Genomic DNA, 13,849 nt, shown 5'->3' with positions numbered 1-13,849 from the left:
GGGTGTCATCACGGGCCTCCCGGATCGTGTAAACTCTTTCCCGGTACCGTGTCCGAGCGGCCGAAGGATCATGTCTCGAAAACATGTGTGGGGGCAACTCCACCGTGGGTTCAAATCCCACCGGTACCGCCACAGAAAACCCCCGTTCACGCGGGGGTTTTCTTGTTTCTAGGAGTGCTCGTGGTGCGTTCTTGGTGCGGATTTCTTCCAAGACGTTGCGCGCCGCGCGACGCTTGCCCTGGCGCATGGACACACGCACCTCGTCCGAGCCCTCGTTGAAATCGGATCCGTGCGCTGCGCAAGCGGGGGCAGGTTCGGGGCTTGGCACCTTTGCGCCCGCAGCGCGCCGAATCGACCTGTCCACTGCGTCGCGCTGCGCAAGATCTAGATCAGCGGTCAGGTGTGTGGCGACGGCTCGGGAAGGCTCCCAGAATTTTTTGCTCTCAGCCATCGGCGCCCGAGGCGCCGAAGTGGGCCAAAGGCGCGGCGAGATGCCGTCCGGGATCAGCGCGTGCTGTGCCGACTGATCCCATGCCCGCCCCGCCAACGCTCGCGTCACCTTCACCACCGGTCATCGCCCGAACTTATCTTGTCCTCAGGCGATGAGCATTTGTCGTTAGGATCTTCCCCATGACAGAGCGCAACCGTGGAGCCGACTGGGGCATCTGGGACTTGCACGTCCACAGTCCCAGTTCGATCGTTCAGAACTACGGAGCCGACGATGAGGACACTTGGGCGCGTTACATTGACGCTTTAGAGGCGCTCCCGAAAGATATACGGGTCATCGGCCTGAACGACTACTGGTTCCTTGACGGTTACAACCGCGTACGCGACGCGAAACTGTCTGGTCGGCTTCAGAATCTCGACGCAATATTCCCTGTCTTGGAGATGCGCATTGATCAATTCGGCGGTACCGAAAGCAAGCTGACACGAGCCAACCTGCACGTCATCTTCGATCCTGAGCTAGATCCTGAAGTTATTCAGCAGCAGTTCCTCAATAGGCTTCACGGACACTTCTCGCTGACAGACGCAACGGAAGGAGCGGATTGGAAGGGGGCAGTAACGCGAGATTCGTTAGCGGAACTTGGCCGCCAGATGAAGGAAACTGTTCCTGCGGCCGAACTGCACAAGTACCATAGCGATCTCGAGGAGGGCTTCAATCAGCTCAATCTGTCTCTCGATTCCGTTCTGGAAGTTCTCGACTCCTCGTTCTTGAAGGGGAAGGCTCTCGTCGGGCTAGGGAGAACCGAGTGGAATGCAATCAAGTGGAAGCAGGCGGTCGCCTCGAAACGTAACATCATCTCGACTGCCAAGTTTTTATTCACTGCCTTCGAAGATCCAAGTGACTGGGCGACGCAGGTTGAAAAGCTCAAGGCTCAAAGCGTCAATCATCGGTTGTTAGACTGCAGTGACGCGCACACCTGGGCCGACGCGACAGATAAAGATCGCCTCGGGGCTTGCTCAACCTGGATGAACACGACTCCCACCTTCGCCGGCCTCATTCATGCAATTGACGAATTCGAGAACCGTGTCTTCGTGGGACTGCAGCCACCCGCATTGGACCGTGTGCGGAAGGCGCCCGAGGAATACGTTGATTCGATCACAATCAAATCTAGCGATTCCACGAAGTTCCGATCGTTCAACTACAACCTGCCATTGAATAGTGGCTTCGTCGCCATTGTGGGCAACAAGGGTCAAGGCAAGTCGGCACTCCTCGACTGCATTGCGCTAGCTGGCAACTCATCGCGCAACACTGAGTTCGCATTTTTGACTCCAAACCGCTTCCTCACGGCCAGTAACAAAGCGGCGAAGGAGTATACCTCTACGATTGCTTGGCGGACCGCCAACGAACGCACTGTCAGCCTCACTGCAAGACACGACCCGGCGGCTCCGGTGCTCGTTGAATACTTGCCTCAGAGGTACGTTGAGAAGGTGTGTACGACCGACCCCCTATCTCTGGAAAGCCACGTCTTTGAGAATGAGTTGCGAGATGTGTTGTTCACCCACATCCCAGAGCAGGAAAAGACGGGGGAAACTTCTTTCGAGGGGCTGATTGCCAGGAAGACCACCGCCGCTCGTGAACGAGTCGCCAAGCTTCGCGCAGAGCTTCGCCATGAGGCCGTGACATTCTCCGACTGGTCAGATTTCATCGCTGCTAACGTCCCGACCGAGATCGAGGGACGTATCAAGCTCAAACTCCTGGATATGGAGACGGCTGAAGAGGCTCTCGCTGCTGACCGTCAGGTTCTCGCTGAGTTCGATGCGGCGAGTGGAAACGATCAGACGGTTGGAGCGCTTCGCCGTGAATCTGAGGAACTTGCGGCCGGTCGTCAAGGGCTGATGAATGACATAGCTCAGAATCAATTGTCGATTGGTTCAATTACGCGGCAACTTGGCGATGCGGATAGGCTCGTTCGGCAAGCTGACGATCTCAGACTCGCCGCGTTGACTTTGAATGAAGAGGCGCGTTCGCTGCTTTCCTCTGATGAGCAGGTGCAGGGTGAAGACTTGGTCTCGATAAGCGTTAACGAAGATTGGGTCGAAAGATGGCGGACTTCGCAGCGGACGCGCATTGCGTCAGCCAGTTCGAACAATGCGGGTCTGCAGCAGCAGCTTGATGCCGCCAATCTGAGGTTGAACGAACTGGCCAACTCGTTGGCTTCGGTCGACAGTACGCGAGAGTTAGCTCGTCAGCGAGTGCTGCAAGGGGAGGAACGCGTCCGAGTGATCCGCGGAAGCGTCGATCAGCACGGCTCGTTCGTGTTTCTCGAGGCTCTCTTGGAAAAAGCGAAGTCCGCGCCCGAGAAGTTGCAGGAATGCCAAGGTCGTCTTCTCTCCTTGAGTGGGGATATCCACAATGCTCTCCTCTCCGAGCTCGGAGCAGTGCTCGACTTGTACGCGCCTGCCTCTAGGTTCATCGCGGACTCTCGGGTGGTGCAGAGGGCCGGCCTAGAATTCCGTGCCGCATTAGAGTTCACGTCAGCAATCCAACGGCTGGGTGCTGGTCTCGATGGGAGGCGCAACCCGGATCTCGGCTCGTGGATCGGAGAGTTACCGCAGCGAGTGTCCGCCATGAACTGGGACGACATCTCGGACGAACTTGTGGGCATAATGCGACGCCTCAGCACGGACCGTGGCGCTGAGGACGGAGCGGCCAGGCATGCAGGCGCGGGGCTTCGCGCCGGCACCTCGCTACCCGACTTCCTGGTCGCACTCCTTGACCTGTCTTGGCTAGAAGTGCGTTTCGGATTGATCGGCGATGGTCTCCCGCTGGCGCAGTTGTCTCCTGGGCAGCGGGGGCTCGTGCTGGCTCTGTTTTATCTAATTGTGGACCGTCGCACAACGCCTCTTTTGCTGGATCAACCTGAAGAGAATCTCGACAATGCAACCATAGCGACGCTTCTCGTTCCTGCAATCCGCGAAGCATCCGCGCGCCGGCAAACCATCATCGTGACGCATAATGCAAATCTGGCGGTCGTGGGAGACGCGGATCAGATTGTTCACGCAACGGTCGCCGACGGCGTGTTCAATGTGACTAGCGGATGTATATCGGAATTGGACGTTGCCAAGTCGGCAGTCGACATCCTCGAGGGCACAAAGCCAGCGTTCGACAACCGCCGCCACAAGTACGAGGCATTTCCGCTTCTGAACAAGTCAAAGTAGTTTCCTCGATGATGCGCGAGCCGGATGGTGGCAGTGGTAGAGCGCGCAGGCGAAGGACATGAGAGCGCCGTACCGGCGCGAACGAGAACAGCCGGCCGCCTTTTTGGGTGGTCGGCTGTTTCGTCTAGGGAGTGGCGTCTCACGCGTCGCGGAGGGCCTAGAGGCTGCGGCAGAGCGAGGAGACCCCGTGACTGCTCGAGTTCACCCCCTATCGGCGAGACGTCCAAACGTGGCTGAACGAACTCGGGCATTCGCTCTCGCACACCTCGGTGGCGAGGGCACGAGACCTGCTTGCTGGCATTTTCGATGAAGCCGTCGAGGAGCACCGTGTGGTGAAGAACCCTGCGCGCGGCCTCACAGTCAGGAAGAAGCCGATCCCCGACGAGGTGTTCCTGACGCATCGGCAGATCGAGGCGCCGGCCTCGGAGGCTAGGTACGGCGACCTTGTCCGGCTACTGGCGTACACCTAGTTCTCGCCGGCGGTACAAAATCGGCGGATCGTTGATTTAAGCCCGACGGGGCTCACTCGTCCGGCGCTGGGATCGCGAGGATTCGGGCGGTCGAATTCGATCAGCACTCTCCTCGACGACCCTTTGTGGTCACACGAGAGCGGGCTTTGAGACGTCTTGCTGCCGTGCTTCCGATGCGAGAAAGTAGAGCAACTGAGCTGGCTGCGTCTCAATGAACTCTTCGAAAAATGGGCCGTACGGACCGGCAAGATTGTCCAGCAACTCCACCGGCTGGTATCGCGTAAGGCTGCCCAACCAGAACAGAAGCGTGTAGACAGTCATCCATTGGGGAAGGCGGACCTCGTTGCTGGGCGACAGGTACAGATAGAATCGCCTGAACGGCGAGGTTGCTGTAACTGTTTGCCAGATGTCGCCACGCACCGTCGCCACACTGTCCATGACGACGTCGGCCGCCCGTCCGCTGGAGTAGCTAGTCGGAGTGACCTGCTCGAAGGTGTGAAGCCCTCGCGCTCTTGCGTCCGGATCGTTGACGGCGCGAAAGGTCGGATCAAGGCCCGACTCACGGAGTGTCTCCGCAACAGGCCGAGCGAACGACTGAAGGGTGTCACGTCGCAGGTACAGCTTCAGCCAGATCTGATGTGCAGCTTCGTCCTCGAGCCAGCGAATCTCATCGAGCGCGAAGAAACGCTCCTTCCGGAGCATTCCAGTAGCCGCTCGCCACATACGGTGCCCCACGACCGACTGCGGCATCAGATCGGCTATACGAACGTTGCGCCCGACCATGGCCGTGCCCTCTAGAGCGAGGTGCAGCTCGGCGATCGCACTCGGGCTCCGCGCACCAGACGTCTGAAGTTGCAGCTGTGCGGTCGTGGGCAAGTATCCGAAACTGCTATCCGCAGCGACGCCATGGGTCACTTTACCAACCATGTTCGGACGGCCCCTCGCAATGGCGATCGCTTTACCGAGGTTCAAGAACGAGTAGTAGTAAAGGAGAGGCCGTGTTTCGAGCGCACCCGCTCTCTCCGCCGCGTTGAAGTACTCCCTGGCCTGCCTAACGAAAGAAAGCGCACTCCTGGCTTCCACATCGGTCAGCGGCCGCGTGTCTGCGGCGTCGCGGATAGCGCCCGTGATGACGGCCCACGGCTCGGCTGCGTAAAGCATCGAGTGAAGCCCCCACCGTCGGCTCGTCCGGGTCATTGGGAAGAACGAGAAGGGAAGTTCTCGCTCCTTGACCAGCAGCGCCGATCCAGCACGCTCGGGAGGCAACGTCATGGATTCAGCATGGCCTGATTGTCGCCCGATGCGCTAGCCCGTATTCATCTGGTCGGAGAGACCGGCCGGGCCGGTCACCGCGTCGATCGCCGACGAGACGAACTGCGCGATAACGAGACCCACGACGAACGAGCGCATCAGGCCCGACGGGACACCCAGCAGGCGCCTAGCCGGGCCCCCGACTAACCGACCAAGGAGAAGACCGGTCGGAACCGTCAAGGACGAACGTGATCGAGACCTGTCCAGCTTCCCTAGTCCCTTCCGCGTCCGGTGGCAGGGGGACCACTGGTGGGCGTCCTAGGCCGACGACGCGCGTGCCAACCTGCCTCGCTTTCAGCGCAACGGCGAACGGTCACTCGCGACGTCAGCCCTCACTATCAGGACCGGTAAGTGACTCGGCAGTTTCGAGCGTGAGTAGTGTCCGCTCGTTGTTCGTCGAGGAAGCCGCAACTGACCCAGGTGTAGCGGCGCGACACCCTACGATCTGTCTTGTGAACGACCACGAGGTTGATGCCCCCGCGATGTCATCGGTCACTGACGAGGAGCTGCGCCGACTGGCGCGCACGGTGTGGCGGGGCATCGAGCGTGGCGCTCGTCGCTTGGACCGAGCCTGTCAGAGCCCGCGCGGGCCGGGGAATGATCCGGTCGACCCGATCCAGATGCCCTCTCAGATCGTCGGCTTGAGCCTGAAGGCTGTCGCCGACCACGCTCGGACGATGAGCATGGTGATCACGGACCCGACCATCGGGCCGTCGACCGCGACGGTCGCGCGCGGAGCGATGGAGAACTTCGGGAGGCTGCACTGGATCACCGTCGGAGAGAACGCCGACTCGGTGCAAGCGCGATCGCTGCACGTTCTCCGGAAGGACATCCACGACTCCGGGAAGCAGGCGTGCTTTCGTTCGAGAAAGCCTGGCCGACCGACGCTGACCCAGCCGGAATACCTCCACGCGACCCAGGCAGTTATCGACGAGCTCCAGGTCCCCGGTCTCGACTGGTCAGTCTCGCGAGCCCTCCAAGACATCTCGAAGGAGAAGTGGCCACAGCTCGACCCGAAGGTGCCGTACTCGACACTGTCGGCGATCGCGCACGGCGGCGTTCCCGGCCTGGGCCAGCTCGTGGTCGACAACGAGCTCCGGCTACCACGCCAGGAGCTCATCAACCAGGTTGGCTTCGTGCTCGGCGTCGCCGACGTCGCCGTACACACGTTGCAGCGGTGCCCGCTGCCGATCCTCCCGCCCGGCTGCGTTCCGGCGCAGTGGGAGTCGATCATGATCGAGCTCGACGGCGTGATCAAGCAGCTGATGGCGCAGGACACTGCGGCGGCACCTGAGGAGACGACGACGAGGGAGTAACGGGTGCCGGGCGGAGAAAGGGTCTCCCCCTTTGTGGGAACCTGACGATGTCCAAGCTTCCGGCTACGGTGAGCTGCTGTGGAGCAGTCCTTCGCATTCGACCACGCGGCACTGCTCGCCGCGTTCCAGACCGACGGCGACCCTCGCTTCCTGTGGGGCCTCGATCGGATCACCGGCGGACTGTTCTACCTCGAAGAGGACCAGGCCACCGAGCAGCACGATCACGTCGTGGCGAATGTGACCTGTCCGGTTCCCGGCTGCGACGCGCAGCTCACGACCGTCCACAGCACTGTCAAGCGCGACCACCTGCGCCATCTGTCCTCGTCCGGCGGACACGGGCCCGAGTCGCTGTTCCACTCGCAGGGCTGCGCCTTGATCGAAGCGTGGCTCCGGCTGAAGTACCCGAAGTGCCACGTCAAACGCGAGGAGTACACCAGCCCGGAGGGCGAGAGCCGGGCCGACGTGCTCATCACGCATCCGACAGGTGAGCGAGTCGCCTTCGAGGTGCAGTACTCGCCGCTCACCGCCGACGCCTGGAACGACCGACACGAGCGCTACCGCGCCCGCGGCGTCCGAGACGTGTGGCTCTTCGGCCACACCCGGAAGCAGCTCAAGCTCGACAACGCAGGCCGGCTCCAGTCGAACCCCGCCCTTGCCGCCGTCGCGGCGACGGACGTTCCATTGCTCTTCATCAACCCTGAGACTCGGCAGCTCGCGCTGGCGGTCTCCTACTTGTCGTCGTTCTCTGCGGATAACGGCGCTGAGACGTTCCCGCCGGACGTTCCCGTGCTTGGTAGTGCGGACGGCGCCGTCCTCGAGGTGTACCCACTGGACGATTTCCGCCTCGGACGTCCCACGCTGACGTCCGATCGAATCGTGAAGCTGCTCGACAACGCGCGCGGGCTGCCGGCCTACAACGAGCAGCAGCGCCGGCTGTATGCCGAACGGCTCGAACGAGAGCGTCTCCGAGAAGAGGCCCGGCGCGTGCAGCAGACCGCGCAATGGGAACGTGGTCGCAAACGGCGCGAGGCTCAAATCGAGGCGATCCGCGCTGCGCTGCAGGTCGCTGCTCCGTGGGGCGCCTCGCACCCTGCGGTGCCGCTCATCGAGCAGTTCCTCAACGGTCGCAGACCACGCGATCTCGGTCGGTCGGGCGAGATCGAACAGTGGAAGTGCGTCGCATACTTCTTCCACATCGCCGGGCGGATCGACGTTCAGTTCGGCGTGAAGGACGTCGCCGACACGCTCTACAGGCGGCGCATCCGCCTGGGGCGGGGCACGTACAAGACCATCGGTCGCTGGCTCCACGATCTTGACGACGAAGGGTTCCTCTTCGACGGCCGTGGTGCTGACGGCTTCCCCATCTTCACGCCGCACTTCAATGGTGCGTGGTGGTGAGCTGACCTGCACCGCTGAGTGCGGTGGCCTCGTGAGCTCCGACGCACCAGACCCCTCAGCCCTCGTTCGTGCGGTGCACGATGCGTGGGACCGTCGCCTGCGCCTGCGCCTGCGCCTGCGCCTGCGCCTGCGCCTGGTGCACACCACCATCGCGGATAAGGTCGGCGACGGCTACCCGTCGCTCGACGTCGACCGCTGGGGCATCGAGGTGCGCGTGCCGCTCTCGGATGACGAGGCCGAGGCTGCCCCGGTGCGCGGGTCACGGCATTCACCGTCCGCGCACCCGACGAGGTCGACGAGATTGTGGAGGCGCTGCAGACCTCGGACGCGGCGGGCTCGTACGCGTCCGTGGTGACCGGCTCTGATCCGGGTGGCGGCCCGTTCGCCGACCTTTCGCCGGCGCCGCCGAGGTGCTCGAGCGCGACGACCTGCTGAGGAGCCGAACAACAAGCTTCCGACGATCGCCCGGCTTCTCGAAGCGTGGAACGAGATCGCGCAAGCTCATGGTGACAACATGAGCACCGCATGGGGAGTGTTCGCGGGCGCGATCACCAACTGGCGTGCTGGCAAGCCGGCTGCAGAGGTCGACAACGCGCTCAATGTGGCTCGGACGATGTCGGTGTCGACCTGACCTGGTCTGCTGTAGGTGTGCGCGCGAAGAAGGCAAAATCCGCGGCGCAGGGAAGCGACTTGGCGACTGCGCCACATAGTGCGGACGGAGGCTCAAGCTTCCCGTGATCTCAACGATCTGCTTGACTGTCGCCGCCACAGGATTGTGGCAGCGGGGGCGGGGGACGTCGCTCGTTTCGACGAGGAGGGGAAACGACCGATGAGCGTCATCTACACGACCGAGACCATGGCGAACCGGGCACTCGCAGCGGAGATCCGGCACGATCCGGTGGCGTTCACAAGGCTGATGGAGGAGACGCTCGACCTAAGCATCGGGACCCTTGGCGATTTCGCGTCGGTGCGGTGCGAAGGCATCGGGGACATCGACCTCATCCTGACCTTCGCCAAAGGGAACGACTCGACGATCCTGGGCATCGAGTCCAAGTTCGACCACGAGCTCACGAAGGGCCAGGTCGACAAGGAACTGCAAGCGCTCGAGGGGCACGGCGGCGGGCACTTGGTCGTGGTACTCCCGGAGGTAACCGACGCCCCGGAGTTCCCCGACCTGCACGTCGTGGCATGGGCAGACGTCCTCGGAACGTTCCGCGATTCGCGGCTCACTCAGGCAGACATCGGCGACATGCCACTGACGAAGCGACGAGTTGAAAGGCTGTTGACGGGCGCCAATTTCCGCCGCTACCTGACTGATCCCGGATGGCTCGTGGAGGTGAAGCGGAACGGCAACGGAAATCCGTCGATCGAGTTTCACTCGCCGGATCTCGCGTCCGGACGAGAGATCCGTGGTCAGATCCAGGTCATCGGGCAGGGCCTGCCGACCGATCCCAACAAACTGCGCCTCGAATACAGCCTCGGCATCCAGATCCGTACAAGCCCGGACGAGGAAGACTTCCCCGCCGACGGTGGAACCACGACACCGATCTGGGCTCAGCACCTCAAGACCCTGCGCAAAGAGGTGCTGACTGACGATCGCCTCGCGGACCTGTCCGTCAGCCGGTACCCCGCGACGCAGCGCTCCGAGGACGAACGCAAGACTTCGCCGAACCCGCCGCGCGACAACAAACTCGCAGTCGCGAGAGAACACCTCGACAACGAGCGCTGGCTCGTCAAGGGCTACACCGATGGGGACGGCTGGGCTCTCGGCGTGAAGTCGAAACCGCACCGTCTCGACGAGCTCGACGACCTCTGCACGAAGACGGCGCGAATCATCAACGAGTGGCTCGCGGTTGAGCCGCAGAAGTCGACGGAAGCATCACAGGCGACGGCAGTGTCCGCATGATCTCAGACAACAACCGGCGACGACGGACCCGTCAACCTTTCGGTCTCTCGAGGGCCGGCGGTATCTGACCCCGATGCAGGAGGAGGCCATCACGACCGTCCGCGGCAAGATCGGCTATCGAGACTGCTCGGCCACCGTCCCGCCTCGTCCGATTACCACCAGAAGTAGGCCCGTGGCTCGGCTCAACTGAGGAGGTGATCAACAGAACTACTCAGGCCGACGCCTTCCGTGCCCTCCATTTCAAGCCCGCCCAGCCGCTCCTCCTTGCCAACGCTTGGGACGTAGCAAGCGCCCGACTCGTGGAAAGCGCGGGTGCGGCAGCGATCGCCACCACCAGCGCGGGGATCGCTTGGTCGCTCGGTCACGCCGACGGCAATGCGCTCGGGCGCGATGCGGCCGCTGCGACTCTCGCTCGGATCACCGCCGCAGTGAGGGTGCCGGTCACCGCGGACATCGAAGCCGGGTACGCCGACGACGCAGCCGGCGTAGAGCGAACGGTCCACGCCGTGCTCGGAGCCGGTGCGGTTGGTATCAACATCGAGGATGGCTCCTTGCGCCCGTCCGAGCTGGCGGAGCGCATCGGGGCTGCCCGACGCGCAGCCGACCGTGCCGGGCTGCAGATATTCGTCAACGCCCGAACGGACGTGTACCTCGCCGGTCTGGTCAACCCGGAGCACCTTTTATCGGAGACTATCGACCGCGGGAACCGCTACCTCGAAGCAGGAGCAGACGGTGTCTTCGTTCCCGGAGTCACCGACGTCAAGGCGATCAGGGCGCTGGCGGAAGCAATTGACGGGCCGCTGAACGTGATGGCCGGGCCTGGTTCCCCGAACATCGCGCAGCTCGCCGGACTCGGAGTGGCGCGGGTGAGTCTCGGCTCGGGTGTGGCGCAGGCGGCATACGAGACTGCTCGACGAGCTGCGGCTGAGCTGCTGGCCACCGGCACGTATAAGTCCCTGGCGCAGTCCGTCGACTACGGCGAGCTGAACTCCTTGTTCTGACGGATCAAGTCAGGCGTACTCGAGCACCACCCCAAAGATTGCGCCGCCGACGTCCCAGGCGTCGGCGGCGCGCCCGTTCCGGTGGCGGATCGGTCAGTGAGACGCCGTAGGCGTTGGGGAAGACGGGCCTGGCCCGGTTTCAGCGTCGGTCACGGTGATTTGGCCGTTGGAGCCGAGCGAAACGTCGGCTTGCCATTGGTTCTGAACTCCGCAGGCGCTGTGCTCCACGAGGTCGTGCAGCGTCACCCGTGGCGAGACATCGACCTTCGTGACGTCATTGCCGGAGATTCGTAGCGTGACCGCCGCACGTCCGTGCCCTTCGTCGTCGTTCGAGACGACTAGTTGCTGTGTAGCAGCAAGGTCCCCATTGCTGAAGGTCTTGCAGAAACTGTCCGCGCATACGCGGAGGCTCCCGGGATGCGCCGCCGCCCAACTGGCGCCGTTGAACCACACACTCGGTGGGTAAGACGCCGCCCCCGAGCAGGCGAGCGATCCGGTGCAACTCGAAAGCATCAAGGAAAACAACGGCAGTACAGCAGCTGCCAGTACCCGTCCTCTACGCACCGTGACATTCAACTCCCAAACAGCGACCGGTCCGGTAGACGATCGCCTATCGAGACGGCCCCGCCGAGTTCAGTCCGTAGCAAATTTCATCAACGCTAAGATCTGGTCTCAGCGCGATCGGAGGTGCAGAGATGGGGAGCTTCTCGCTTGCTGTCGTACTGACGCTCCTGCTCGTCGTCGCCATGACGATCGTTGCAGTGAGCATCCTCGCCTCGGCATTCTCGCCGAGCCGACGCGCGCGCAGGTTCGATGCGCCGTCTGACAGGGGAAACGCGGAGGTGACCAATGAGCGCAGGTGAAGTCGCTGCGGAGCAGCGCGATGCAGGCAGGCAAGTTCAACCCATCCCTTCAGAGGACCGATCTGTCCACTGGGTCTGGGCGCTCCGCATGCTCGCGTATCACGATGCAACACAAGCATTTAAACGCTACGGAGAGCGGGACGCACAGTCGCATCGTGAGGTCGCAATCGCTGCCGGGTCCGCATCGGAGTACTTACACACCGCCGTTATCATCGCCGTAGATCCAATGCTCCTGGCCGACCCTCGTCACCCACAATCGCTCCTCATGCTCTCCCGTCATAACCGGGACTTGACCGTCCGGCACGCAGAGCTTCGTTCAATCGCAATGACTCGCAAAATTGCGCTCGTCCACGACATGTTCCCGGACCTCCCTGCGCAAGACGCTGCCAAAAAGCTCGCCGCGCGACGGAATGCGGCAGTGCATGCAGGAATCCTCGATACAGAGGACCCCGCGCAGCTGCTTCAATGGTTGGTCACTGTGGGAGATGCACTCGAGCCGCTAATCGCAAACCCATCAGGCCTCAGCTTCTGGCCCGACCAGTACGAAGGAACTATCCAAAGTCTCCGAGATGATGCCGCCACTGCTGCAGAGAAGCTGCGGGAGGCGCGGCTTGAAGCTGCTCGGGACTCCTTCCGTATTTTGACCCTCGGGCTTAGCGCGGAAGCGATCCCTCCGTTCGTTGCGGCGCTGGAGGGAGCCGGCCGCTCGAGAAGGACCGAGCCAGCGGACGACCGCACGTGCCCCGCGTGCCGGAATCTGGGCTGGGTCTCGTGTGAACGAGCCACTACGTTCCCCACAGTGCAGGGTGGCGACGTGGGGGACCTCGCAATCGTTGGCGTCCCGATCCGCTTCAACTGCGGTGTCTGCGGGCTGGAACTTGATACCGACGAGCTGCTGCAGTTCGACAACCTCCGCACGGTCATGACGCTGGACGAGGAACCGGATTGGTCGCTCGTGTCACCCGATGACTACCCCGGTTGGGACACCGACACTGATATGGACGTGGACGTCTGATGAGGATGCTCGAGCCCCGGGGGAGAAGCAGGGAATAGCCCTGCTCCTTCCCCCGGGCTCGGGGTTCTTAGAACAGATTGAGCCAGTCTTGCCAGTTGTCCCTGATGTGCTTGACCACCTCCTTCACTACCCACACAAGTAGGTTCCCGAAAATCACGTGGCGATGTTTCTTGACAAAGCGAATGGACTTCGATACGGTGTTTCTAGGATTTGAGTTACGGGAATGACGTCCCATTCTGTGCCTTCTTTCTGGTTGGTTTACTCATTGACTTTTACCTTCCTCGAGTCCGGTAATTGGTCGTACCTATAGTTTAGCAGAATTCCCGCTGAAATTCAAGTATTTCGACGCAAATCTTGGGTTTATTCTTAGTTCTTATAAAAAGCCCTAATGACATTGAATAATTAGCGCCGTCGGGCGCGCTAATTTGATCGTTCTGGCTACACAGAGGCGCGGGGTTTACAGTCCCCGTCGTGAACGACGCCGACCGTGAGGGCCTGCATTGGCTCACCGTCGACGAGCTCGCCGCCCGCCGACGGATACCCGTGCGCGACTACGACCGCGAGCTGCGCGGCTCGCATCCGGACGCAAATCGCGTGTCCGCGATCTGGGCTGAGGCGGATGCGATTGAGCAGGTGCAGCGGGGCCGTCGGGCGCACTGAGGTTCGAACGTGTGTTCGAGCTCGTAGGATCATGGCCACATAGGCAAGAACCGCAAGCACGGCACCGACGTGTCTCGTGCTGCGATCAAGGAGCTCTTGACCAGGCCGGCGCCGGTGACGCTGACACCGGAGGAAATCGGCCCTGGGTTCGTCGTGGGGGCCCCGGGGGAAACCGTTGATGTGTGGCTGCGGTTCGTCGAGATCCGCGTGCAGGAGCGCGCCGTGGTGCTCGCCTCTACGGACCGT

General features: G+C 62.2%; 9 protein-coding genes and 1 tRNA gene. 9 read left to right on the top strand and 1 reads right to left on the bottom strand.

Annotated features, from left to right (window positions below; genetic code table 11):
• The first annotated feature begins 42 nt into the window (after nucleotides 1-42).
• From DEJ05_RS08340 to DEJ05_RS08330, 3 genes are all read left to right on the top strand, one after another.
• A tRNA-Ser gene (locus tag DEJ05_RS08340) sits at nucleotides 43-132 on the top strand.
• A 498-nt stretch (nucleotides 133-630) separates the two neighbouring features.
• Nucleotides 631-3,663, top strand: a complete 3,033-nt coding sequence (locus DEJ05_RS08335) for a TrlF family AAA-like ATPase (RefSeq protein WP_111110217.1) — start codon at nucleotides 631-633, stop codon at nucleotides 3,661-3,663.
• 269 nt (nucleotides 3,664-3,932) lie between these two features.
• Nucleotides 3,933-4,133: a hypothetical protein gene (locus DEJ05_RS08330; RefSeq protein WP_111110216.1), complete on the top strand. Its 201-nt coding sequence runs from the start codon at nucleotides 3,933-3,935 to the stop codon at nucleotides 4,131-4,133.
• 129 nt (nucleotides 4,134-4,262) lie between these two features.
• Here DEJ05_RS08330 and DEJ05_RS08325 read toward each other — a convergent pair whose 3' ends face one another.
• On the bottom strand, nucleotides 4,263-5,405 hold the full coding sequence (locus DEJ05_RS08325; protein WP_111110215.1) for a YaaC family protein: 1,143 nt from the start codon (nucleotides 5,403-5,405) through the stop codon (nucleotides 4,263-4,265).
• 491 nt (nucleotides 5,406-5,896) lie between these two features.
• Between DEJ05_RS08325 and DEJ05_RS08320 the strand changes: the two genes are divergently transcribed.
• The 6 genes from DEJ05_RS08320 (at nucleotide 5,897) to DEJ05_RS08295 (ending at nucleotide 13,603) form a co-directional block, all read left to right on the top strand.
• The gene (locus DEJ05_RS08320; protein WP_111110214.1) at nucleotides 5,897-6,760 is read left to right on the top strand and encodes a hypothetical protein; all 864 of its coding nucleotides are present in this window, start codon (nucleotides 5,897-5,899) and stop codon (nucleotides 6,758-6,760) included.
• Between the two features lie 78 nt (nucleotides 6,761-6,838).
• Nucleotides 6,839-8,158: a competence protein CoiA family protein gene (locus tag DEJ05_RS08315; protein ID WP_111110213.1), complete on the top strand. Its 1,320-nt coding sequence runs from the start codon at nucleotides 6,839-6,841 to the stop codon at nucleotides 8,156-8,158.
• Between the two features lie 829 nt (nucleotides 8,159-8,987).
• Nucleotides 8,988-10,064 carry a hypothetical protein gene (locus tag DEJ05_RS08310; RefSeq protein WP_111110212.1) on the top strand — a complete coding sequence of 359 codons (1,077 nt, stop codon included), beginning with the start codon at nucleotides 8,988-8,990 and terminating at the stop codon, nucleotides 10,062-10,064.
• A 194-nt stretch (nucleotides 10,065-10,258) separates the two neighbouring features.
• Nucleotides 10,259-11,065, top strand: coding sequence for an isocitrate lyase/phosphoenolpyruvate mutase family protein (locus DEJ05_RS08305; RefSeq protein ID WP_111110211.1), 807 nt, complete (start codon nucleotides 10,259-10,261; stop codon nucleotides 11,063-11,065).
• A gap of 951 nt (nucleotides 11,066-12,016) precedes the next feature.
• On the top strand, nucleotides 12,017-12,943 hold the full coding sequence (locus DEJ05_RS17845) for a hypothetical protein (protein WP_146245058.1): 927 nt from the start codon (nucleotides 12,017-12,019) through the stop codon (nucleotides 12,941-12,943).
• Nucleotides 12,944-13,414: 471 nt separating this feature from the next.
• A complete protein-coding gene (locus DEJ05_RS08295) occupies nucleotides 13,415-13,603 on the top strand; it encodes a hypothetical protein (RefSeq protein ID WP_111110209.1) in 189 nt (62 codons plus the stop codon).
• The last annotated feature ends 246 nt before the right edge of the window (nucleotides 13,604-13,849 follow it).

This window comes from Curtobacterium sp. MCLR17_045, assembly GCF_003234405.1.
Taxonomy (GTDB): domain Bacteria; phylum Actinomycetota; class Actinomycetes; order Actinomycetales; family Microbacteriaceae; genus Curtobacterium; species Curtobacterium flaccumfaciens.
This window is presented reverse-complemented; position numbering and strand designations above follow the sequence as displayed.

Coding starts and splice junctions, on each gene's coding strand:
- DEJ05_RS08325 (WP_111110215.1), bottom strand. CDS start 5,405: ATGACGTTGCCTCCCGAGCGTGCTGGATCGGCGCTGCTGGTCAAGGAG.
- DEJ05_RS08335 (WP_111110217.1), top strand. CDS start 631: ATGACAGAGCGCAACCGTGGAGCCGACTGGGGCATCTGGGACTTGCAC.
- DEJ05_RS17845 (WP_146245058.1), top strand. CDS start 12,017: ATGCTCGCGTATCACGATGCAACACAAGCATTTAAACGCTACGGAGAG.
- DEJ05_RS08310 (WP_111110212.1), top strand. CDS start 8,988: ATGAGCGTCATCTACACGACCGAGACCATGGCGAACCGGGCACTCGCA.